This window comes from Tolypothrix sp. FACHB-123 (assembly GCF_014697075.1).
Classification (GTDB): Bacteria; Cyanobacteriota; Cyanobacteriia; order Cyanobacteriales; family Nostocaceae; genus Aulosira.
In genome coordinates, this window is record NZ_JACJRE010000001.1 from 148,331 (window position 1) to 170,679 (window position 22,349).

A 22,349-nucleotide genomic window follows, 5' to 3' on the forward strand; every position below is an offset into this window, starting at 1 on the left:
AGGCATTGCTGTGCCCTGACGATAGATATCGGGCAAATACGTGAAAACTGCTGTAAAAGCAGAATAATTTACTCACAATTCGTCAACGATATCCGAAAGTTGCATACCCTCACCTTGCTTAGAGCTATGTAAGAGTAAGCCATCAAATAACGGGGGTATTGTGGTTAATATATGCCAAAACTTAGCCAAATTCATCAAATCTTTAGCATTTTTACTCAGCCAAAAAGCATAACCTAATTACTTAAGCCCCATCCAGTCTTAACTTCATAATTCATCATTCATCCTTTAATATGCGTTTTCACAAAATTGGTCTAAGTTTCCTCGCCTTAGTTATCGCCACAGCTTCCACACCAATAAATTTCAGCCCAGGAACGCCAGGAGAGTCACGAGTACTAGCGCAAACACCACAAGCACGGAAAGCCGAAGCTGATAGATTGTTGGATCAAGGTGTTCAGCAGTATCAAACTAGCCAATTTGAAGTAGCATTGCGATCGTGGCAACAAGCACTGATTATTTATCGAGAAATTAAAGACCGTAAAGGGGAGGGTAATGCGCTGGGTAATCTCGGTCTTGCTTACTATTCTTTGGGAGACTACCCAAAAGCGATTGAGTACCACCAGCAGCACTTAGAGATCGCCAAAGAAATTAAAGATAGATTAGGCGAGGGTGCGGCACTGGGTAATCTCGGTATTGCTTACTATGCTTTGGGAGACTACCCAAAAGCCATTGAGTACTACCAGCAGAGTTTAGCGATCGCCAAAGAAATTAAAGATAGATTAGGGGAGGGACAGTCCCTGGGTAATCTCGGTAATGCTTACTATGCTTTGGGAGACTACCCAAAAGCGATTGACTACCAGCAGCAGAGTTTAGCGATCGCCAAAGAAATTAAAGACCGATTAGGGGAGGGTACGGCGCTGGGTAATCTCGGTAATGCTTACTTTCAGTTGGGAGACTACCCAAAAGCGATTGACTACCAGCAGCAGAGATTAGCGATCGCCAAAGAAATTAAAGATAGATTAGGGGAGAGTGCAGCGCTGGGTAATCTCGGTACTGCTTACTTTCAGTTGGGAGACTACCCAAAAGCGATTGACTACCAGCAGCAGAGATTAGCGATCGCCAAAGAAATTAAAGATAGATTAGGGGAGGGTACGGCGCTGGGTAATCTCGGTAATGCTTACAAAGCTTTGGGAGACTACCCAAAAGCGATTGATTACCACTCCTCACATTTAGCGATCGCCCGTGAAATTAAAGATAGATTAGGCGAGGGAAACGCCCTGGGTAATCTCGGTATTGCTTACTATGCTTTGGGAGACTACCCAAAAGCGATTGACTACCAGCAGCAGAGATTAGCGATCGCCCGTGAAATTAAAGATAGATTAGGCGAGGGTACGGCGCTGGGTAATCTCGGTAATGCTTACGATGCTTTGGGAGACTACCCAAAAGCGATTGATTACCACTCCTCACATTTAGCGATCGCCAAAGAAATTAAAGCTAGATTAGGGGAGAGTGCAGCGCTGAGTAATCTCGGTAATGCTTATTATTCTTTGGGAGACTACCCAAAAGCGATTGACTACCACTCAAAAAGTTTAGCGATCGCCCGGGAAATAAAAGATAGATTAGGCGAGGGACAGTCCCTAGGTAATCTCGGTATTGCTTACGGTGATTTGGGAGACTACCCAAAGGCGATTGAGTACCACCAACAGAGATTAGCGATCGCCCGTGAAATTAAAGATAAATTAGGGGAGGGACAGTCTTTAAACAATCTAGGAGTTGCTTTCTACAAACAAGGTAATAAGAGCGCCGCAGAGAAAACTCTGTATGAGGGAATAAAAGTTTATGAATCTCTGCGAGGTAAAAATTTAGCTGATACTAACAAAGTCTCACTTTTTGACACCCAACGCAGCACCTACAGAATTTTACAACAAGTCCTCATCGCCCAAAATAAAACTGATGCTGCTTTAGAAATTGCCGAACGCGGTCGCGCTAGGGCATTTGTTGAGTTGTTAGCATCTCGTGTATCTACTAATAATAAACAGGCTGATAAATCACCCCAAGCACCAACAATTGCCGAGATTAAACAAATTGCTAAACAGCAAAATGCCACTCTCGTTCAATATTCTATTATTTATGATGATTTCAAAGTTTCAGGGAAACAACAATACAAAGAATCAGACCTTTATATTTGGGTTATTAAACCGAATGGTGAAGTCACATTCCACAAAGTTGACCTTAAACCCCTGTGGCAAAAAGATAATACAACTTTAGCAGAATTAGTCACTCAAAGCCGTCTAGGTATTGGTGTAGTTAGAGGTGCGCGTGCTGGTGGTATTATCGCTCAGCAAAATCCTGATGCGGCAAAAGTTCAAAAACCATTACAAAAACTGCATGATATTTTAATTAAAGATATCGCCGATCTCTTACCAAAAAATTCTAACGATAGAGTTATTTTCATTCCTCAAGGTTCTTTATTTCTTGCTCCTTTCCCAGCTTTGCGAGATGAACAAGGTAAGTATTTAATTGAAAAACATACCATCCTGACTGCCCCGGCAATTCAGGTGTTAGATTTTACTCATCAATTAGGGTCAGGGAGACAAATTAATTATAATAACGCTTTGATTGTCGGTAATCCTACTATGCCTGTAGTTTCTACTGAACCAGGCAAACCTGCAACACGGTTAGATCCACTACCAGGGGCGGAAAAAGAAGCAAAGACGATCGCTCAGATGTTGAAAACTCAGCCGATTCTGGGTAAAGAGGCGACAAAAGCCAATATATTGCAACGCTTATCAACTGTTGATGTGATTCATTTAGCTACTCATGGTTGGGCGGATGATAACCGGGGTTTGGGTAGCTGGATTGCTTTTGCACCTTCTCTTAAAGATGATGGTTTACTCAAGGCTGAGGAAATTTTAGATTTAAAATTAAAAGCTCAATTAGTGGTTCTCAGTGCTTGCGAAACGGGGAAAGGAAAACTTTCCGGTGATGGGGTGATTGGGTTGTCGCGTTCGTTGATTTCTGCGGGTGTTCCTAGCGTGTTGGTATCGTTGTGGCAAGTACCGGATGAACCGACACAATATTTAATGGTGGAATTTTATAAGAGTTTGCAAACTCAGCCAGATAAGGCGTTGGCGTTGCGTCAGGCGATGTTGAAGACGAAACAGAAGTTTCCGAACCCTGTGAATTGGGCGGCGTTTACTTTAATTGGGAATTCGTAATTCGTAATTCGTAATTATTTAGGGAATCTCTAGTATCGATAGATTTTTTGTCAGGAGACGGGTTTTGCTGTGTCCTGACAATATATTCTAGAGGGCATGGCAGTGCCAGTGCCCCTACATAACTATATTACCTTCGCTTCACTGCAAAACTGCATACCCCTACCGTGCTGAGAGCTACATAACAGTAAGCCATCAAATAACGGGGGTATTGTGGTTAATATATGCCAAAATACATGCCAAATTCATCAAATCTTTAGCATTTTTATCCAGCTAAAAAGCATAACTTAATTACTTAAGCCCCATACAGTCTTAATTTCATCATTCATCCTTTAATATGCGTTTTCACAAAATTGGTCTAAGTTTCCTCGCCCTAGTTATCGCCACAGTTTCCACACCGATAAATTTCAGCCTTTGGGAAACGCCGGGAGAGTTACCAGCACTGGCGCAAACACCACAAGCTAGAAAAGCTGAAGCTGATAGACTATTTAAGCAAGGTATTCAGCAGTATCAAACCAGTCAATTTGAAGCAGCATTGCGATCGTGGCAACAAGCATTGATTATTTATCGAGAAATTAAAGTCCGTAAAGGGGAGAGTAATACCCTGGGTAATCTCGGTATTGCTTACTTCTCATTAGGAGACTACCCCAAAGCCATTGAATACCACCAGCAGAGATTAGCGATCGCCAAAGAAATTAAAGATAGATTCGGGGAGGGACAGTCTCTAGGTAATCTGGGTATTGCTTACTATGCATTGGGAGACTACCCCAAAGCCATTCAGTACCAGCAGCAGAGTTTAGCGATCGCCAAAGAAGTTAAAGATAGACTTGGGGAGGGACAGTCTCTGGGTAATCTCGGTCTTGCTTACCGTGCATTGGGAGACTATCCTAAAGCTATTAAGTACTACCAGCAGTTCTTAGCGATCGCCAAAGAAGTTAAAGATAGATTAGGCCAACGACAGTCTCTTGGTTATCTCGGTGGTGCTTACCATGCATTGGGAGATTACTCTAAAGCCATTGAGTACCACTCACAAAGTTTAGCGATCGCCAAAGAAATTAAAGATAGATTAGGCGAGGGAAAATCTCTGGGTAATCTCGGTATTGCTTACTATTCTTTGGGAGATTACCCTAAAGCCATTGAGTACCAGTTACAAAGTTTAGCGATCGCCAAAGAAATTAAAGATAGATTAGGCGAAGGACAGTCTCTGGGTAATCTCGGTAATGCTTACTATTCTTTGGGAGATTACCCTAAAGCCATTGAGTACCAGTTACAAAGTTTAGCGATCGCCAAAGAAATTAAAGATAGATTAGGGGAGGGACGGTCTCTGGGTAATCTCGGTATTGCTTACTATGCATTGGGAAACTACCCAAAAGCCATTGAGTACTACCAGCAGTACTTAGCGATCGCTAAAGCAGTTAAAGATAGATTAGGCGAAGGAAACGCACTGGGAAATCTCGGTCTTGTCTACAATACATTGGGAAACTACCCCAAAGCCATTGATTACCTCCAACAGAGATTAGCGATCGCCAAAGAAATTAAAGATAAATTAGGTGAGGCAATATCTTTAAATAATCTAGGATATACTTTCTACAAACAAGGTAATCTCGCCGCCGCAGAGAAAACTTTATATGAGGGAATTAAGGTTTATGAATCTCTGCGAGATCAAAAGTTAGCTGATACTAACAAAGTTTCATTTTTTGACACCCAAAGCAATACCTACAGAACTTTACAACAAGTCCTCATCGCCCAAAATAAAACTGATGCTGCTTTAGAAATTGCCGAACGTGGTCGCGCTAGGGCGTTTGTTGAGTTGTTAGCATCTCGCGTATCTACTAATAATAAACAAACCGATACATCACCGCCAGCACCCACAATTGCTGAAATTAAACAAATCGCCAAACAGCAAAATGCCACTCTGGTTCAATATTCAATTATTACTGATAATTTTCAAGTAGCTGGTAAAGATAAATTCCAAGAATCATACCTCTATATCTGGGTTGTCAAGCCTACAGGTGAAGTCACATTTCGCAAGGTTGACATTAAATCTCTATGGCAAAAAGATAATACAACTTTAGCAGAATTAGTTAACCAAAGCCGTCTAGGTATTGGTGTAGTTAGAGGTGCGCGTGCTGGTGGTATTATTGCTCAGCAAAATCCTGATGCTGTAAACGTGAATAAGCCATTACAAAAATTGTATGACATCTTAATTAAAGATATCGCCGATCTGTTACCAAAAAACCCTAACGATAGAGTTATTTTCATTCCCCAAAGTTCTTTATTTCTTGCACCCTTCCCAGCTTTGCGCGATGAACAAGGTAAGTATTTAGTTGAAAAACATACCATCATGACTGCACCAGCAATTCAGGTGTTAGATTTTACTCATAAATTAGGATCTGGGAGACAAATTAATTATAATAATGCCTTGATTGTCGGTAATCCTACCATGCCTGTAGTATCTACAGAACCGGGTAAACCTGCAACACAGTTAAGTTCACTACCAGGGGCGGAACTTGAAGCCAAGACGATTGCGAAGATGTTAAAAACGCAGCCGATTTTGGGTAAAGAGGCGGAAAAAGCCAATATATTACAACGCTTATCTTCAGTCGATGTAATTCACCTAGCTACACATGGTTGGGCGGATGATTACCGGGGTTTGGGTAGCTGGATTGCTTTTGCACCATCGGCTAATGATGATGGTTTACTCAAGGCTGAGGAAATTTTAGATTTAAAATTAAAAGCGCAATTAGTAGTTCTCAGTGCTTGCGAAACGGGGAAAGGTAAACTTTCCGGTGATGGGGTGATTGGGTTGTCGCGTTCGTTGATTTCTGCGGGAGTTCCCAGCGTGTTGGTGTCGTTGTGGCAAGTACCGGATGAACCGACACAATATTTAATGGTGGAGTTTTATCGAAGTTTGCAAACGCAGCCTGATAAAGCCTTGGCGTTGCGTCAGGCGATGTTGAAGACGAAACAGAAGTTTCCGAACCCTGTGAATTGGGCGGCGTTTACGTTGATTGGGAATTCGTAATTCGTAATTCGTAATTATTTAGGGAATCTCTAGTATCGATAGATTTTTTGTCAGGAGACGGGTTTTGCTGTGTCCTGACAATATATTCTAGAGGGCATGGCAGTGCCAGTGCCCCTACATAACTATATTACCTTCGCTTCACTGGAAAACTGCATACCCCCACCCTGCTGAGAGCTACATAACAGTAAGCCATCACATAACGGGGGTATTGTGGTTAATTTATGCCAAAACTTAGCCAAATTCATCAAATCTTTAGCATTTTTACCCAGCCAAAAAGCATAACTTAATTACTTAAGCCCCATCCAGTCTTAACTTCATCATTCATCCTTTAATATGCGTTTTCACAAAATTGGTCTAAGTTTCCTCGCCCTAGTTATCGCCACAGCTTCCACACCAATAAATTTTAGCCCAGGAACGCCAGGAGATTTACGAGTACTGGCGCAAACACCACAAGCTAGGAAAGCCGAAGCTGATAGATTGTTTAACCAAGGTAATCAGCAGTTTCAAATCAGTCAATTTGAAGCAGCATTACAATTATGGCAACAAGCACTAATTATTTATCGAGAAATTAAAGACCGTCAAGGCGAGGGTGCGGCGCTGGGTAATCTCGGTCTTGCTTACCATGCATTGGGAGACTACCCAAAAGCCATTAAGTACCACTCAGAAAGTTTAGCGATTGACCGTGAAATTAAAGATAGATTAGGTGAGGGAAATTCCCTGGGTAATCTCGGTACTGCTTACCATGCATTGGGAGACTACCCAAAAGCCATTAAGTACCACTCAGAAAGTTTAGCGATTGCCAAAGAAATTAAAGATAGATTAGGTGAGGGAAATTCCCTGGGTAATCTCGGTACTGCTTACCATGCATTGGGAGACTACCCAAAAGCCATTGAGTACCACTCAGAAAGTTTAGCGATTGCCAAAGAAATTAAAGATAGATTAGGTGAGGGAAAGTCCCTGGGTAGTCTCGGTCTTGCTTACTATGCATTGGGAGACTACCCAAAAGCCATTGAGTACCACTCAGAAAGTTTAGCGATCGCCAAAGAAATTAAAGATAGATTAGGCGAGGGACAGTCCCTGGGTAATCTCGGTACTGCTTACTATTCTTTGGGAGACTACCCAAAAGCCATTGAGTACTTTCAGCAGATATTAGCGATCGCTCAAGAAATTAAAGACCGGTTAGGGGAGGGAAAGGCGCTGGGTGGTCTCGGTCTTGCTTACCATGCATTAGGAAACTACCCAAAAGCCATTGAGTACCACCAGCAGCACTTAGCGATCGCCAAAGAAATTAAAGATAGACTAGGCGAGGGAAAGGCGTTGGGTAATCTCGGTCTTGCCTACTTTCAGTTGGGAGACTACCCTAAAACCATTGAGTACCAGTCCTCAAGTTTAGTGATCGCCCGTGAAATTAAAAATAGATTAGGTGAGGGACAGTCTCTGGGTCATCTCGGTCTTGTTTACTATTCTTTGGGAGAATACTCAAAAGCGATAGAGTACCACTCAGAAAGTTTAGCCATCGCCCGTGAAATTAAAAATAGATTAGGCGAGGGTGCGGCGCTGGGTAATCTCGGTAATGCTTACTATTCTTTGGGAGACTACCGCACAGCCATTGAGTACTACTCAGAAAGTTTAGCCATCGCCCGTGAAATTAAAAATAGATTAGGCGAGGGACACTCCCTGGGTAATCTCGGTAATGCTTACTATTCTTTGGGAGACTATCCAAAAGCGATAGAGTACCAATCTTCAAGTTTAGCGACCGCCCGTGAAATTAAAGATAGATTAGGCGAAGCTGGGGCGCTGAGTAGTCTCGGTCTTGCTTACCATGCATTGGGAAACTACCCAAAAGCCATTGAGTACCACTCAGAAAGTTTAGCGATCGCCCGTGAAATTAAAGATAAATTAGGGGAGGGAAATTCTTTAAACAATCTAGGACTTGCTTTCTACAAACAAGGTAATCTCACCGCCGCAGAGAAAACTCTGTATGAGGGAATTCAAGTTAAAGAATCTCTGCGAGGTAAAAATTTAGCTGATACTAACAAAGTCTCTCTTTTTGACACCCAACGCAGCACCTACAGAATTTTACAACAAGTCCTCATCGCCCAAAATAAAACTGATGCTGCTTTAGAAATTGCTGAACGCGGTCGCGCTAGAGCATTTGTTGAGTTGTTAGCATCTCGCGTATCTACTAATAATAAACAGGCGGATAAATCACCGCAACCACTGACAATTGCTGAGATTAAACAAATTGCCAAACAGCAAAATGCCACTCTCGTTCAATATTCAATTATTTATGATGATTTCAAAGTTTCAGGGAAACAACAAACTAAAGAATCAGACCTCTATATCTGGGTTATCAAACCTACAGGAGAAATTACATTCCGCAAAGTTGACCTTAAACCCCTGTGGCAAAAAGATAATACAACTTTAGAAGAATTAGTTACTCAAAGCCGTCGAGGTATTGGTGTAGTTAGAGGTGCGCGTGCTGGTGGTATTCTTGCCCAAGTCAATCCTGATGCTGCAAACGTTCAAAAACCATTACAAAAACTGCATGATATCTTAATTAAAGACATTGCTGATTTGTTACCAAAAAACCCTAATGACAGAGTTATTTTCATTCCCCAAAGTTCTTTATTTCTTGCACCCTTCCCTGCTTTGCGAGATGAACAAAGTAAATATTTAATTGAAAAACATACTATCCTCACTGCCCCAGCAATTCAGGTGTTAGATTTTACTAATAAATTAGGGTCAGGGAGACCAATTAATTATAATAATGCCTTGATAGTTGGTAATCCTACTATGCCTTTAGTGTCTACGGAACCTAATAAACCTGCAACACAGTTAAGTTCACTACCAGGGGCGGAAAAAGAAGCAAAGACGATCGCTCAGATGTTAAAAACTCAGCCGATTCTGGGTAAAGAAGCGACGAAAGCCAATATATTGCAACGCTTATCAACAGTGGATGTAATTCACCTAGCTACTCACGGTTGGGCGGATGATAACCGAGGTTTGGGTAGCTGGATTGCTTTTGCACCATCGGCTAATGATGATGGTTTACTCAAGGCTGAGGAAATTTTAGATTTAAAATTAAAGGCGCAATTAGTAGTTCTCAGTGCTTGCGAAACGGGGAAAGGTAAACTTTCCGGTGACGGGGTGATTGGGTTGTCGCGTGCGTTAATTTCTGCGGGGGTTCCTAGCGTGTTAGTGTCGTTGTGGCAAGTACCGGATGAACCGACACAATATTTAATGGTGGAGTTTTATAAGAGTTTGCAAACTCAGCCTAATAAGGCGTTGGCGTTGCGTCAGGCGATGTTGAAGACGAAGGAGAAATTTCCGAACCCTGTGAATTGGGCGGCGTTTACGTTGATTGGGGAAAGGTAATGGTTTATTTACCCAAATACAACGCCGTCACCTCCGGGTGCGGCTAAATAACTCAGCCCACCTATATGGGCTAATACCAATTAATCATCTTTGCGGCACATCAATATAATGAAGCGTAAATTTTAGTTCTTAATGGTCAAGGTTTAGTTCTTAATGGTCGAGGTTTTGTTCTTAATGGTCAAGGTTTAGTTCTTAATGGTCGAGGTTTTGTTCTTAATGGTCAAGGTTTAGTTCTTAATGGTCGAGGTTTTGTTCTTAATGGTCGAGGTTTTGTTCTTAATGGTCAAGGTTTTGTTCTTAATGTTGTAGAGTTAATGACTAAGGGGAGAAGGGGTGAGGGCGAGGGTTTTTGTACAACACGCGCCGTATATAGCTTTTAGCTTAAGTTGACACGTATGCGCACCGGCTCCCCCATGCTCAATTTTCTGAAATCATCTCAATATAAGGGAGAATGAAATCTTAACTGATTTTTGCCAAAACTTTGCCTGATGGATGGTAGAGAGTTCTATTCGAGTTTGATTCGACTGCATATTCTACATCATGCAGTTAAAGAGCCAATTTTTGGTCTAGGTATTATTGAAGAACTGGCGCGTCACGGTTACAAACTCAGTGCTGGAACACTTTACCCGATGTTACATGATATGGAGCGTAAAGGATATCTGTCTTCTGTTGAGGAGCGGGTGGGGCGACAAAACCGAAAACTTTACAGAGCTACGGATTTAGGAAAAGTTACTCTAGAGAATGCCAAAGAAAAGGTAAGAAAATTATTTGGGGAATTATTCGAGGAGTCTTGATATATTATTAGCCCGATAAATGGGTGATAAAAAGCGATACATCAATATATTCTAGAGGGCAATGCCTTACCCCTACAATTTGTCGCATTCTTTTTTCAAATTGGTATAAATATTTAGCCAATTGATTATTACCAATTTAAATACTTCTTCAAAAAGAATTTTCTTCAAAGCTAATCAGTGCGATCGCACTGCCAAAAAATCCCCAGAATAGCCTATATAAGACTATTCCGTTAGATAGAAGCGCAATCCTCTACTAATTATTTAAAGTACATCTATTAAAGTAAAACTACTTTTTTCTGCGCCGGGAATGTCTCGGCGGGAGATTTTTATAAATCTCAAAAAGTAGCGGATTTCATAGCTAAATAAACTCATTATTAACTATAATAATATGCAAATCTATAGTCAGAAATACAGTTCTAATAACATCGAAAAGAATGGTAATATTCTTAGTACAAAGTTATGGCTGAGGAAAGCAACGCTTTTTACAGTCTTTGTCACTGGGATTACTGCTTGCGCTCTCGAACCACAGCAACCTAATGTTGTGGTTGTACCTACGCCACAAGCAACAGTTACCGTCACCGCTACACCACAAGTAACAGCTACAGTTGTTGTCACTCCGACTCCGCAAGTAACAACTATAGTTCAGACTGAACCTATCACAGATGTATTAGTAATTACCAACGCCAACAAACAGACACTAGTAAATCGCCCAGTACAGTTTACCAATGTGAATGTTCAAAGCGTAGTAGGCGATCGCACTTTCTGGGTTGGTTCCAGCAATACTCAGCGAGTATTTGTAGTTTTAGCTCCTAAACTAGATGCGGGAACGGCTGAAAACAAAGTTGTTGTCAAACCAGGACAAACCCTAGATTTAGCAGGTGTACTCAAACCAGCACCCAGCGCTAAACAAGCACAGCAGCAGTGGAAGGGTTTAACTGCTACGGAAGCTCAAGGATTACAAAACCAAATAATTTACCTAGAAGCAAATCAAATTAGGTTTAAGTCTACTTAATGGAAAATTAGGCATTACCAATGCCCAATGCCCAATGCCCAACTTAACCAAGACTATCTAAAAACTGCTTGATATGAGGCTGTTCTGGGTTAATACCAAGTTCTTGCGCTTTAGCTAGAACTTGTTCGCGGTTGAGCTGTTGTTGAGTTGCAAAAGTAATGAGTGCTAAAGCGCTGGCTCGTCCACCTGCACCACAATGAAAGTATATAGGAGTCGGCAATTGCTCTACTTCTGTGAGGACTTTTGCTGTCAAGTTATCGTCGGCTGAGTTGGATTTGAGGGGAATATTGACATATTCAAGCCCTACGGCTTGGGCTTGCTGTTCTTCGTCTTCTAATACTCCAGTTTCATCAAGGGCGCGCAAATTCACCACAGATTTGTAGCCTTGATCCGCTAGCTGTTTTAGTGTTTCTGGTGTTGGTTGTCCACCTGCGGAAAACTCATCGCTGACTTTATTGATTTCACTCATAGATACGCCATAAACTCGATTGTGTTACCGTATTTTCACAATGGCATGGTAGCATATACTTGCTGCTGAATAATATAGATTTCCGTTATCGAAACTCGATATATTAATTGTGTCCATAAAATTATTAGGAAAACTAGAGTGACACCGGAAGCTGAGGGTATCCAGAAAGAGCCAGAAGCGGTTTCCTATAACGCTTTAACTCCCAAAGAACAAAAGCAGCGATTAACGGAATTAGCAATTACATTTTTGCGATTGGGAACGATCGCTTTTGGCGGGCCTGCTGCCCACATCGCCATGATGGATAATGAGGTGGTGAATCGCTATCGGTGGATGAGCCGGGAAAAACTGTTAGATTTGCTGGGAATTACGAATTTGATTCCTGGGCCTAACTCAACGGAATTAGCGATTCATATCGGTTATGAGCGAGGCGGATGGCGTGGTTTAGTAATTGCGGGTAGCTGCTTTATTCTACCTGCTATGCTGATAGTTTGGGCTTTAGCCGCAATTTATACCCGCTATCAAACAGTTCCCCAGGTGGAATGGCTGCTTTATGGTATCAAACCTGTGATTATTGCCATTGTGCTGCAAGCCTTGTGGAATCTAGGTAAGAAAGCAGCCAAAGACTGGCCGACAAGAATTGCCGCCGTAGTAGCGATCGCCGCTTACTTTGCCGGATTGAATGAAATTTTGCTACTAATTCTTCTCGGTATTGCCGTCATGGTAGTGAAGAATTGGCAAAGTAGAAGACATACAACTGGTGCATTGCTGTTGCCTTTTTCCGGTATTTTGGCACAAGTTGGCAGTACAACAGCCGCAGTCACATCAATTAGTTGGGTAAGTGTGTTTCTCTTCTTTCTCAAAATTGGCTGTGTACTTTATGGTAGCGGCTATGTATTGCTAGCATTTCTGCAACGGGATTTAGTCGAACGCAACCAATGGCTAACTTCTCAACAGTTATTAGATGCGGTAGCCATTGGACAGTTAACACCAGGGCCTGTATTTACGACGGCAACATTTATTGGCTATTTGTTAGCCGGTCATGCTGGAGCGATCGCTGGTACAATCGGTATCTTCTTACCAGCTTTTGCATTAGTATGGGTAATTAACCCTTGGGTAAGCAAATTACGCCAATCGCCTTGGGCTAGCGGTTTTCTTGATGGTGTGAATGCAGCTTCTATGGGATTAATGGCAGGAGTTACTTATACCTTAGGACGAGCCGCACTAGTAGATTGGGTAACAATTATTGTGGCAATTGTGAGTGCGATCGCTGTTTTCCGATTCAAAATCAATTCTGCTTGGTTAGTTTTAGCAGGCGGTGCGATCGGACTTGGTTCGCATCTGTTAGGTTTTGTTAATAGTTAATAGTCAATAAAGCCTCACAACACCCTGCATCGGGAATCAAATTAATTTCATACCTGTTAATTAAATGGAAGCTAAATTCAACTTTTTTCAACAGTGGTATCCTGTTTCACCAATCGAAGATTTAGCCTTAGAGCAACCAACTCCAGTCACACTTTTGGGACAAGAGATAGCAATTAAGGCAAAATTTCCTAACTAAATTAATACTCAGAATGAGTGCGATCGCATCTGGGGAATGGCTATTTTTAGCTATTTTCTCACAATTAAGTATCCGCGTGTTTGCTGGGAAATAGTATCAGTAGTATTCATCCCCTTCCATAGCGTTGATGCTGAAACCCAAACAGGAGGGTATTTATAACTTGATACATCCAAAATCAAAAATTTATCCGTTTTTTCAGAATAAGCTGCTAGCGGGGAGATATGCCCTTTGCCATCTTGCCCTAGCTGCGAACGGTCATAATTGACGATAATAAAATCTCGCTCGTTTTTCAGATTTGCTTTGGCTTGATTCCGAAACTGTTCTAAAGTGATGCTTGATGCATGATATACCTGAACTTGACGGTTATGGCTGCGTATCAGTGCCGCTAAATCATCAAGTGTCATGCCTAAAAAAGTTACTAAATAAGGTGAACGAACACCTTGAGTAGCGCTAGTAAAAAAAGTCTGTTGATTAAGATATTGAGATATACTTTCACTTTTACTTAAAGCGTTAAGTACCATTACTCCACTAGCAACACTACAATAAGCAGGGCGTTTTTGGGTTTGAAAATAAGTGTTAAGTAGGGTGTAGTCTGCCCTAATTTCGCTTTCGCTAAGGATTTTTTTGCCGACAGTTGACTCTAAAGAAATCAAATTTTCTGGAAGTGGTAACCGCTTAACAGGCGGAGGAACAAAGGCAAAATATCCAACTATAGACAAACCGCTAAGAGATACCAATCCAGTAACGCTAGATAAGGTAATTGCAATTTGTTTAACTCGACTGTGGTGATGATTTCCCCTATATTTGATATTTGGACTTTGCTGTGAAAATCTGGTAGTGTGTCTCATGTATATGTGGGCAAATTTTATGTAAAGTGACAAGTCCAGATGCAATAAATGTCTTACCAAATTAATCGTCTCATCAAGTTCAGCCAAGATCTATTTTTTGTTTGGGTATTAATTGGCGCTTTGGGTGGTTATTTCTTCCCAAAAATTGCTGCTAGTGGTAGTAGCAATATTTCCATAGCCCTGGGAGTTGTGATGTTAGGAATGGGTTTAACAATCACTACTGAGGAACTAAAAAGCTTAAGAAAAGCTGGTAAAGCTTTAATTTTGGGAGTGTTGTTACAGTTTACTATCATGCCACTTTTAGGATGGTTAGCGGCAACAGTTTTGAAATTACCACCGATGTTGGCATTGGGAGTAATTCTTGTTGGTGCTAGTCCGGGGGGAACAGCTTCAGAAGTAATTACTTTTTTGGCTCGTGGTAATGTACCTTTATCTGTAGCTTTAACTACTGTTTCTACACTAATTAGCCCAATTATAACACCAGTGTGGATTTGGTCTCTCAGCGCCAATTGGGTAGATATAAAACCGTTATCTTTAATTATGACTACAGTGCAATTTGTACTCTTACCAGTATTAATAGGAATTGGCATTCGCCGTTTTTGGACTCCTAGTAAATTGGTAATGGAAGGAATACTACCTCTAGTTTCTATGTTCGCAATTGTGTGGATTATTGCTACAGTTGTCGGCTTAAATCACGACCAATTATTGAACACACCAATAGTCATCATCGCCGTAATTTTACATAATGTCTTCGGTTTAATCTTGGGTTATGTTGGTGCAGCTATTACAGCTCAACCACCAGCTATTTGCCGTACAATTTCCATAGAAGTGGGAATGCAAAATTCTGGTTTAGCTGTAGCATTAGCGATCGCACATTTTGAACCAGCAGCAGCCATACCAGGAGCTATATTTAGCGTCTGTCACAATCTTACAGGTTCGCTGATAGCTGCATTCTGGCGGAAAAATTCTTAGTCAACACTTCGACAGGCTCAGTGCGGCGCAGTCAACAGTCAACAGTCAACAGTCAACAGTCAACAGTCAACAATCAACAGTCAACAGTCAACAATACTTCGATAAGTGCATCAAACCGTTAATTGTATTTGTTTGATTCCTTGACGCAGCTGGATTTGTCGCATCAGCCAAGAGCGGCGCAGGATTGGGCGGAGTACAGGAATTAGCTTCATTACTGTCCATCGCAGAATTGGGCTTTTACCTAGTAGTTCAGCCTGAGCCGCTTCTTGAGCTTGAAGTCGCTGCACGCGTACAATCTCTGGCTCTCGTTGTGCTTGAATTTGCGGTAAGGTAGCATCAATATCTGTATGCTCTAGCTTTAGCGATCGCAATACTGGAACTAAATGGTTAGCAGCCACAATCACATCTCGCAATGCCATATTAATACCTTGAGCGCGAATCGGTGACATCGGATGAGCCGCATCTCCTAAAAGTAATAATCCTGGTACATACCAACGGGGACAGCGCCCCACCACCACAGACAACAATACCGGTCGCTCAATAGTTTGTGCATATTGCTGCAAATGCTCTGCTAAAAAAGGCGGCGACGCTGACGCTAACATCCCAGGCCAATCAACTTCCCGCCAATCATTAGCACCGCCCTGACTCAGCGACCAGCCCAATTGTAAATTGCCTTCTGACCCAGCAAACAAACCAAATGCGCGATCGCCATTAAGAATCGAATAAAATATATTTTCAATCTGAAAATCTGGACTATTTGCTACTTTGAACCAGAGAACATCAAAAGTTTTATCATAATGTTGCAAAAGTAAATTTGCTCGTTGCCGAACAATAGAATTACGACCATCTGCACCGATAACTAAATCGGCATCAATACAGCGCTCGTTATTGAGTTTGACACCGCTAACCCGTTGCTCTTGCCACAGCAAATCCTGTACAGCTACACTCTGGATAAACTCAAAATTAGCATAGGTGCTAGCTTCTGCAATCAAGGCTTCTAGCAAAGCTGGCTGTGAAACAAGGGTTGTTGGCTTCTCACTAATTGCAAATGGTTCCTCTACCCGAAATAGCAGTTGATTGTCTAAGAAGAATTCCCAAGCATCTAAAGCATGATGGGGAATGCGTTCCAAAATAGGTAACAATCCCATTTGTTCGAGAGCATCTAATCCACTCGGCATCAACCCTTCACCACGAAAAATCCGGCGAAAGTTGCGAGATGCTTCAATTAATTTCACTGCAATGCCACATTTGGCAAACAAAAGCGCCAACGTTGCACCAGTAGGCCCTGCTCCAACAATGACAACTTGAGACATCACTTTTTTGCTATAGCTGAATAATATTAGATTAGTACATTACAGAAAGTTGGCGTTCGCTGCTGAATTTTTTAGCACCTAACTAAGTTTGAGTTAACTACCCGATTTCTGCCCAATTTTTGCTTCCTATTTTCACCATAGGTTATTAGACTCATACTAAAAGATTACCTTGCTTACCAAGGCAAATATATCTGTTTTATCAGACATTTTTTGTTGGCGAAAGTTGATTAGAAGAGTTTTCTTACTTTAGATAGTGTCAATTGCCTGGACTTAACAATATTGTGTAAATAGCTAGAATGACGGCTCATTCATTGTTGAAGCCGAAAGTTTAATTTGGGCTTGATTTCGATAATGCTGAGAGTTACTGATTATATTTTCAGTGCTCTTAACAAAAGATGTTGTTAATGGAGAAAACTCATGAATATTCTTGCTTGGATCGTTTTAGGATTGATTGCAGGGGCGATCGCAAAAATGATTTATCCCGGACATCAAGGGGGTAACATTTTAGGAACACTACTCCTGGGAATTATTGGTGCGTTAATTGGTGGTAGCTTATATACTTTGTTAACCACGGGAACGCTAGCCCTGACCTCAGCAGGATTTAGTATTGGCGGTATTATTGTCTCGGTCATTGGTGCCATTATTGGTTTATGGCTTTACTACACCTTTACTCGCAGAGCTTACTAAATCAATAGCCTCTGTTGAGGAATTGTCAAATATATGTCTTTCAGCATAGAAGAAGACAGCGGCTACTTAGCAGAGGCTTTTTAATCTACGCGCCAGTGAATTAATATGGTGTGAACACTAGTTATTAAAGGACGGAGATGGGCACAGTTAAAATAAAAATTAAGTTATTAGCAAGTATTGTTACCCTCCTTTACACTAACAGTGCGATCGCTGCGGAAAAAGTTACTTTGAAATATGGTATTTTTCGTCCGTCTATATCAGTTGATGAATTAACCAAACTTGCCCAGACTGGAGAAGTTTCTCAAAGCTTAAATTTCTACTTAACTAAGGCTGGACAAAATCCCAAGGCATTTCGTAACATCTTGTCACAGGAAGTAAATGCTGATCCTATTTTATTAGATCGCTTACTCAATAACCCAATAGGTGAATTTTTATTAGATCGAATTGGTCAGTCTGTTAGTACTTCATCTGGTGAAGCAAATAGACAGGCTTTGCGTTCAGCGATTATTTTATCTGCTAACAAAGATAATAAAGTTTCATTAATTGAAATTATTCAAAATTACCCAACAACAGAGGTTGTTGTGGATGGCGAACGTCTTGCCCAAGCTTATAGACAGCTATATATTCTAGGAGAAAATCTACAACGGGTTCTGCCTACTCCTAGGTAATTTATCGCTGAGTTTTCCTTCCGGCTTGTCCGCAAGGTGTATAAAGCTTACCAGACACCAGAGAAAATTTGGGTATGTTTGGGGATGCTTTTTTTTTGCTTTATAGTACAATTGTTCTAGTAGCAAACTTTATTTTCCAACTTCCACCAACTGAAGTGCGATCGCCCAAGAAAAACCTAAGGCGATGGATTTGTAGTGTTAGGGAGTTTTTAGGAGGTCAACATTTATGATCGCACAAGTACAGAGTGTAGTTCCCACCCAGGTTGACTCTAAAGCGATTACAAAATCAGAATTTGAGCAATATGTTGAAGAAAAGTCAAACGCCCTCAAAAGTGTTGGTGGAGAAAAATTTTCCCTACTTTCTTTAGCTGATGTTACCAAAACAATTTTACATCACGCCTTTTGGTTAGCTGAACAAAAACAGCAACTGTCATTAAGACAGTACAAAAAGCTACTTGTTGACCGAGGTTGGAGAGGGGAAGAAAAAAAGTATTTAAAGATTGCGGCGGTATTTGGTCAATTTTCGCCCCAAGATTTAGCGCAAATTGAACCTTTAACGGTATATCAGCTCGCAAATAACAGTAATAAATATCAGCCAGTTATCGATGCGCTGTTAGACTTAAGCGCTATTACTCAAGAAGCTGTACGTTCTTTAGTCAAAGAACATCGCACACCCAAATTGCCAAAACCAGAAAAACCCAGTATTTGGCGACGGACAAAGAATGGTGGTAGGTATTGCCAAATTCCCGCCATTCACGAAGAGAATGAGTTAACAGGGGTAACTCTGCAAAGCATGATGGATACAGAAGGTTTAAGCGCACAACAAATCGTAGCCGAAGCAGTCGCTTTGCGAAAAGCATACAAAGAAGGAAAGCTAGTTTTAGCCAACGACGAAAATAAGAATTGATCTAAATCTATCTAAATCTAGACTAGCTTCGACTTATGGTAGAAGCACAACGTTTACTTCATCTCTACTATTGAAACCGTAGAAATCAACGCAGTTAAACTGCTGTGTAACTTATGGACTTTAAGTATCGGTGGAAAAATGGCACTCCGCCAAGTCGAGATGAAGCAGCTAGAAATCGTCATTTGCTAGATGAGAGTCAGTTTGAAAGTAAGGAAGACCACAGACTAGCTGAAGAAATGGCTAGAAAACATTTAAATGTACCTCTAACAACCCAAGACGAAGACCTTTCTATATTGCCAAAAGCGGCTCCTCCTGAAGAAAAACGGTAGTAGGAGATGATGCGATCGCTCAATTTTACTGTTATCCAACTTATACCTTTAGAGTCAAGCGATCGCATCCGGCTGGCTAGGTAGTAGGATTGCACGCTCTCAAGGCGAGATCTCAAAGTTTTGAGAATTTTGCCGATAAGTTGCATAATTACTTAGCCTTGCTCCGTTGATTTTTTAATATGCCCATAAATCAAGTAAGAAAAGCAGTAATTCCGGCTGCTGGTTTTGGTACTAGATTATTTCCAGCAACTCAAGTTGTTAAAAAAGAACTTTTCCCCATTATTGACGAAAATGGCAGAGCTAAACCGATAATTTTAGCAATTGTCGAAGAAGCAATTAGCGCGGGTATTACAGAAGTAGGTATTGTTGTTCAACCTAACGATTTGGGAGTTTTTACAGATTTATTTAAAAATCCCCCCAAACCAGAACTTTGGCAAAAACTCTCACCATCCAATCAAGAATATAGTCAATATCTGCAAGAATTGGGTAAGAAAGTTGTGCTATTAACCCAACCACAACAAGAAGGATACGGTCATGCCGTATTTTGTGCTAAAGACTGGGTACAAAATGAGCCATTTTTGTTAATGTTGGGCGATCATGTTTATAAATCTGATATCGATAAATCTTGTGCGCAACAAATGGTGGAACTTTATGCACAAGTTAATCAAAGTGTAGTTAGCTTAACATCAATGCCAGCATCAATTATCAATAAAGCGGGATGTGTCGCCGGAGTTTGGCAAGAGTCCAATTCACTGTTGAAAATAACACAGCTAGCAGAAAAGCCTAGCATTGACTATGCACGCCAGCATCTGCGAGTAGAAGGGATGACAGAAGATGAATTTTTATGTGTATTTGGGTTATATATATTGACACCACAAATTTTTGATTATCTAGCACAAAGCATTCAAGAAAATGCCCGCTATCGTGGTGAATTTCAGTTAACAACTTGTTTGGATCAATTATGTCAAGTAGAAGGAATGACAGGTTATGTAATCAAAGGTAAATATTTTGATACAGGGTTATCAGATACCTATCGCCAGACATTAATGGATTTTCGTTGAGAGCCAAGATTTAGTTGCTCCTCACATAGCTTTGCTATTTGGCTAAATCAAGAGGAGCAACGTTTTTAACAAGCGGCTTGGTTACCAAAACTAATATAGAGAACCACACAAAGCTTGAAGCTGAGGTTCTGGTTGTCCAAAATGTTGTTGGCGACAAAGTAAAACTTGAGCCGAGCGGTACCGATAGTAAAACTGATGGCTAAACCAGCCTAAGGGAGCACCAGCAACCAAACCAATTAAAAAACCAGTTAATAAAAGAGGTAATGGATTACGTCTTTTTGGATAAATATCTTGTCTTGGGGTAGTATTTTGTACCATTTTTTGTTCTTCACTTGCTCTCTTTTCTTAATAAAGAACAAAAAATAATGTATCTTGACTTCTCTCTGTGTAGGTATTTACCTTGCTTTTTGGTTCTGCGTCAGGATGATTTACTGATTTTTGATGCTCAAGCCCAAAATCTTCAATTCTTGGTAGAGTTATTCTTTGATTCATCAATTTACAAATATTAAATACAGCAGAACTTATATAGCAATCCTAAATGAATTATAAATACTTACAGTAAATGAGGTACGCACTTCGGGGCATGGCAGTGCCAGTGCCCCTACAGTCAACGATAATCTGTACCTCACTAACTAGAAATCTGCTGTGTCTTCCTTGTCCCTTTTGTTTGCATCTCAAATAGGATTGCTATATAGGATTCTTGATTTTTGAAATATACGTAGACATTGTCCACCAAAACACTGATATGGTGAGCAACGCCTACCCTACATGTTCAGAAATTAGTGGTTTCTGTTTCCACGTTTTGGTAATTAATTATTAAAATGAGGAGGAAAATTTTGTACAAATTGCAACCACTTGGAAACATTATTACCAGAAATTTTTAAAGTAGGTACGTTAACCATATTTCTGGCTTTGTGATAGTAAATAGTACATATACTGTTATTTCTCAATTAATAATCAGTAAGTTTTATCTGTCAGCAGTCAGTAGCAAAAATAACCGAGTGCTGACTACTGACTAAGTAGTGCGAAATCCTGTTCGTAACTATTTGGAATGAGATGGTTGGTCTAGTTGAGTCAAGGTAACCGCCACTAACAACAACCCAATGGCAACTACTCGATATGGGTTCACAGGATGGGGTGCGATCGCAAACCAGCCAAATTGATCGATTACCAAAGAGAGAATCATCTGACTGCACACTACTGCCAATGTCGTTGTGGTTAACCCCAAGCGGGGAATTACTATAGTGTTTAATGTGACAAATATTGCCCCCAGCAAGCCTCCGAGAAACGCCCACCAGGGAACGCTGACAAGCCTATCAAGATTTTGTGTGCTAAAAATACCCGTAATTATCATTACTGTGATTGTCGTAAATCCAACTATAAAATTGATGGCAGCAGCGGCAATCGGGGAATGCAGCGTCTGCCGCAATCGGGCATTGGCAGCAGCACCAATCGCTACAAAGCTTCCCCCAGAACCAGCGCCAATCAGTGCGAACAGAATATCCATAATTTACCTCCCTTGGGAAAGAAAGAATATAGAAACAATTAACAGCCCAACTGCAAAGCGACGATTCTGGGTGAGGCGACGCTGGGGCACTCCTAACCAGCCAAAGTTATCAGTAACAATCCCTGCGATCGCCTGTCCGCAAACCACAAATCCCAGAGTCAAGGCTGTTCCCAAAACCGAGACAAAGTAAGTGCTGCTAGCTATATACCAGGCTCCCAAAACCCCACCGAGCAAACTCCAACGAGGGGCTTTAGGTAAAGCAGTCCAGTCTGGATGACCAAATTGTCTAGTGGATAACAAAGCTATTAATACCAATGCGCCAACAAGGTAGGAAATGTCGGCAGCTAAGGGAATAGAATCTAGCGATCGCGCCAGTTGGGCATTCAGGCTGGCTTGAATTGGCAAAATCGCGCCACTCAACAATGCCAGCAGTAAATACACAGAAGTTTGGCATCGAGAAGCGATCGCTCGTAAGCGATTTAAATAAATAGAAATCATATGTTTGGTTGCGGAAGCATAAATGGTTTGTGCGATCGGCTTGCCATTGCCTCAGACAGCGATCGCCGTTTGCTTAGTTAAGTTTTTAGGCCTTTTCTAGAAATATCTTGA

General features: G+C 41.1%; 19 protein-coding genes. 13 read left to right on the forward strand and 6 right to left on the reverse strand.

Annotation, left to right across the window (positions count from 1 at the left end; all coding sequences use genetic code 11):
• The first annotated feature begins 290 nt into the window (after positions 1-290).
• The 5 genes from H6G41_RS00525 (at position 291) to H6G41_RS00545 (ending at position 11,421) form a co-directional block, all read left to right on the forward strand.
• Positions 291-3,215, forward strand: a complete 2,925-nt coding sequence (locus H6G41_RS00525) for a tetratricopeptide repeat protein (RefSeq protein ID WP_190742614.1) — start codon at positions 291-293, stop codon at positions 3,213-3,215.
• Between the two features lie 334 nt (positions 3,216-3,549).
• Positions 3,550-6,237 carry a tetratricopeptide repeat protein gene (locus tag H6G41_RS00530; RefSeq protein WP_190742616.1) on the forward strand — a complete coding sequence of 896 codons (2,688 nt, stop codon included), beginning with the start codon at positions 3,550-3,552 and terminating at the stop codon, positions 6,235-6,237.
• A 333-nt stretch (positions 6,238-6,570) separates the two neighbouring features.
• Positions 6,571-9,615, forward strand: coding sequence for a CHAT domain-containing tetratricopeptide repeat protein (locus H6G41_RS00535; RefSeq protein ID WP_190742618.1), 3,045 nt, complete (start codon positions 6,571-6,573; stop codon positions 9,613-9,615).
• Between the two features lie 488 nt (positions 9,616-10,103).
• Complete coding sequence (locus tag H6G41_RS00540; RefSeq protein WP_190742869.1) at positions 10,104-10,409, forward strand: PadR family transcriptional regulator; 306 nt, start codon at positions 10,104-10,106, stop codon at positions 10,407-10,409.
• A gap of 388 nt (positions 10,410-10,797) precedes the next feature.
• The gene (locus H6G41_RS00545; protein WP_190742620.1) at positions 10,798-11,421 is read left to right on the forward strand and encodes a hypothetical protein; all 624 of its coding nucleotides are present in this window, start codon (positions 10,798-10,800) and stop codon (positions 11,419-11,421) included.
• A 43-nt stretch (positions 11,422-11,464) separates the two neighbouring features.
• Here H6G41_RS00545 and H6G41_RS00550 read toward each other — a convergent pair whose 3' ends face one another.
• The gene (locus tag H6G41_RS00550) at positions 11,465-11,890 is read right to left on the reverse strand and encodes a beta-lactamase hydrolase domain-containing protein (RefSeq protein WP_190742622.1); all 426 of its coding nucleotides are present in this window, start codon (positions 11,888-11,890) and stop codon (positions 11,465-11,467) included.
• 138 nt (positions 11,891-12,028) lie between these two features.
• On the opposite strand from H6G41_RS00550, the gene H6G41_RS00555 reads away from it, so the two are divergent.
• Together H6G41_RS00555 and H6G41_RS35580 are read left to right on the forward strand one after the other, a co-directional pair.
• The gene (locus H6G41_RS00555; RefSeq protein WP_190742625.1) at positions 12,029-13,252 is read left to right on the forward strand and encodes a chromate transporter; all 1,224 of its coding nucleotides are present in this window, start codon (positions 12,029-12,031) and stop codon (positions 13,250-13,252) included.
• Between the two features lie 64 nt (positions 13,253-13,316).
• Positions 13,317-13,448: a hypothetical protein gene (locus tag H6G41_RS35580; protein ID WP_277877988.1), complete on the forward strand. Its 132-nt coding sequence runs from the start codon at positions 13,317-13,319 to the stop codon at positions 13,446-13,448.
• A gap of 50 nt (positions 13,449-13,498) precedes the next feature.
• Here H6G41_RS35580 and H6G41_RS00560 read toward each other — a convergent pair whose 3' ends face one another.
• Positions 13,499-14,296, reverse strand: a complete 798-nt coding sequence (locus H6G41_RS00560; protein WP_190742627.1) for a phytochelatin synthase family protein — start codon at positions 14,294-14,296, stop codon at positions 13,499-13,501.
• 48 nt (positions 14,297-14,344) lie between these two features.
• Here H6G41_RS00560 and H6G41_RS00565 point away from each other — a divergent pair, with 48 nt between their 5' ends.
• Positions 14,345-15,268: a bile acid:sodium symporter family protein gene (locus tag H6G41_RS00565; RefSeq protein WP_190742629.1), complete on the forward strand. Its 924-nt coding sequence runs from the start codon at positions 14,345-14,347 to the stop codon at positions 15,266-15,268.
• A 110-nt stretch (positions 15,269-15,378) separates the two neighbouring features.
• Here the strand turns inward: H6G41_RS00565 and H6G41_RS00570 are convergent, their stop codons facing one another.
• Positions 15,379-16,581: an FAD-dependent monooxygenase gene (locus H6G41_RS00570; RefSeq protein ID WP_190742631.1), complete on the reverse strand. Its 1,203-nt coding sequence runs from the start codon at positions 16,579-16,581 to the stop codon at positions 15,379-15,381.
• A gap of 417 nt (positions 16,582-16,998) precedes the next feature.
• On the opposite strand from H6G41_RS00570, the gene H6G41_RS00575 reads away from it, so the two are divergent.
• From H6G41_RS00575 to H6G41_RS00595, 5 genes are all read left to right on the forward strand, one after another.
• Positions 16,999-17,268: a GlsB/YeaQ/YmgE family stress response membrane protein gene (locus H6G41_RS00575; RefSeq protein WP_190742634.1), complete on the forward strand. Its 270-nt coding sequence runs from the start codon at positions 16,999-17,001 to the stop codon at positions 17,266-17,268.
• A gap of 137 nt (positions 17,269-17,405) precedes the next feature.
• Positions 17,406-17,936, forward strand: a complete 531-nt coding sequence (locus H6G41_RS00580) for an alpha/beta hydrolase (RefSeq protein ID WP_190742636.1) — start codon at positions 17,406-17,408, stop codon at positions 17,934-17,936.
• Between the two features lie 226 nt (positions 17,937-18,162).
• On the forward strand, positions 18,163-18,843 hold the full coding sequence (locus tag H6G41_RS00585; protein ID WP_190742638.1) for a hypothetical protein: 681 nt from the start codon (positions 18,163-18,165) through the stop codon (positions 18,841-18,843).
• Between the two features lie 113 nt (positions 18,844-18,956).
• On the forward strand, positions 18,957-19,172 hold the full coding sequence (locus tag H6G41_RS00590; RefSeq protein ID WP_190742640.1) for a bromodomain-containing protein: 216 nt from the start codon (positions 18,957-18,959) through the stop codon (positions 19,170-19,172).
• Between the two features lie 179 nt (positions 19,173-19,351).
• Positions 19,352-20,233, forward strand: coding sequence for a UTP--glucose-1-phosphate uridylyltransferase (locus H6G41_RS00595; protein WP_190742642.1), 882 nt, complete (start codon positions 19,352-19,354; stop codon positions 20,231-20,233).
• Between the two features lie 90 nt (positions 20,234-20,323).
• Here the strand turns inward: H6G41_RS00595 and H6G41_RS00600 are convergent, their stop codons facing one another.
• From H6G41_RS00600 to H6G41_RS00610, 3 genes are all read right to left on the reverse strand, one after another.
• The gene (locus tag H6G41_RS00600) at positions 20,324-20,551 is read right to left on the reverse strand and encodes a hypothetical protein (RefSeq protein WP_190742644.1); all 228 of its coding nucleotides are present in this window, start codon (positions 20,549-20,551) and stop codon (positions 20,324-20,326) included.
• A 724-nt stretch (positions 20,552-21,275) separates the two neighbouring features.
• Positions 21,276-21,740 (reverse strand): DMT family transporter, encoded by a 465-nt coding sequence (locus tag H6G41_RS00605; protein ID WP_190742647.1) that lies wholly within the window; start codon positions 21,738-21,740, stop codon positions 21,276-21,278.
• A 3-nt stretch (positions 21,741-21,743) separates the two neighbouring features.
• A complete protein-coding gene (locus H6G41_RS00610; RefSeq protein ID WP_190742649.1) occupies positions 21,744-22,238 on the reverse strand; it encodes a DMT family transporter in 495 nt (164 codons plus the stop codon).
• Positions 22,239-22,349: the final 111 nt, after the last annotated feature.

Excerpts from the sequence above, each read along its gene's own strand:
- H6G41_RS00525 (WP_190742614.1), top strand. The coding sequence starts at position 291 with ATGCGTTTTCACAAAATTGGTCTAAGTTTCCTCGCCTTAGTTATCGCC.
- H6G41_RS00530 (WP_190742616.1), top strand. The coding sequence starts at position 3,550 with ATGCGTTTTCACAAAATTGGTCTAAGTTTCCTCGCCCTAGTTATCGCC.
- H6G41_RS00535 (WP_190742618.1), top strand. The coding sequence starts at position 6,571 with ATGCGTTTTCACAAAATTGGTCTAAGTTTCCTCGCCCTAGTTATCGCC.
- H6G41_RS00540 (WP_190742869.1), top strand. The coding sequence starts at position 10,104 with ATGGATGGTAGAGAGTTCTATTCGAGTTTGATTCGACTGCATATTCTA.
- H6G41_RS00545 (WP_190742620.1), top strand. The coding sequence starts at position 10,798 with ATGCAAATCTATAGTCAGAAATACAGTTCTAATAACATCGAAAAGAAT.
- H6G41_RS00550 (WP_190742622.1), bottom strand. The coding sequence starts at position 11,890 with ATGAGTGAAATCAATAAAGTCAGCGATGAGTTTTCCGCAGGTGGACAA.
- H6G41_RS35580 (WP_277877988.1), top strand. The coding sequence starts at position 13,317 with ATGGAAGCTAAATTCAACTTTTTTCAACAGTGGTATCCTGTTTCACCA.
- H6G41_RS00560 (WP_190742627.1), bottom strand. The coding sequence starts at position 14,296 with ATGAGACACACTACCAGATTTTCACAGCAAAGTCCAAATATCAAATAT.
- H6G41_RS00565 (WP_190742629.1), top strand. The coding sequence starts at position 14,345 with ATGTCTTACCAAATTAATCGTCTCATCAAGTTCAGCCAAGATCTATTT.
- H6G41_RS00570 (WP_190742631.1), bottom strand. The coding sequence starts at position 16,581 with ATGTCTCAAGTTGTCATTGTTGGAGCAGGGCCTACTGGTGCAACGTTG.
- H6G41_RS00575 (WP_190742634.1), top strand. The coding sequence starts at position 16,999 with ATGAATATTCTTGCTTGGATCGTTTTAGGATTGATTGCAGGGGCGATC.
- H6G41_RS00580 (WP_190742636.1), top strand. The coding sequence starts at position 17,406 with ATGGGCACAGTTAAAATAAAAATTAAGTTATTAGCAAGTATTGTTACC.
- H6G41_RS00585 (WP_190742638.1), top strand. The coding sequence starts at position 18,163 with ATGATCGCACAAGTACAGAGTGTAGTTCCCACCCAGGTTGACTCTAAA.
- H6G41_RS00590 (WP_190742640.1), top strand. The coding sequence starts at position 18,957 with ATGGACTTTAAGTATCGGTGGAAAAATGGCACTCCGCCAAGTCGAGAT.
- H6G41_RS00595 (WP_190742642.1), top strand. The coding sequence starts at position 19,352 with ATGCCCATAAATCAAGTAAGAAAAGCAGTAATTCCGGCTGCTGGTTTT.
- H6G41_RS00600 (WP_190742644.1), bottom strand. The coding sequence starts at position 20,551 with ATGGTACAAAATACTACCCCAAGACAAGATATTTATCCAAAAAGACGT.
- H6G41_RS00605 (WP_190742647.1), bottom strand. The coding sequence starts at position 21,740 with ATGGATATTCTGTTCGCACTGATTGGCGCTGGTTCTGGGGGAAGCTTT.
- H6G41_RS00610 (WP_190742649.1), bottom strand. The coding sequence starts at position 22,238 with ATGATTTCTATTTATTTAAATCGCTTACGAGCGATCGCTTCTCGATGC.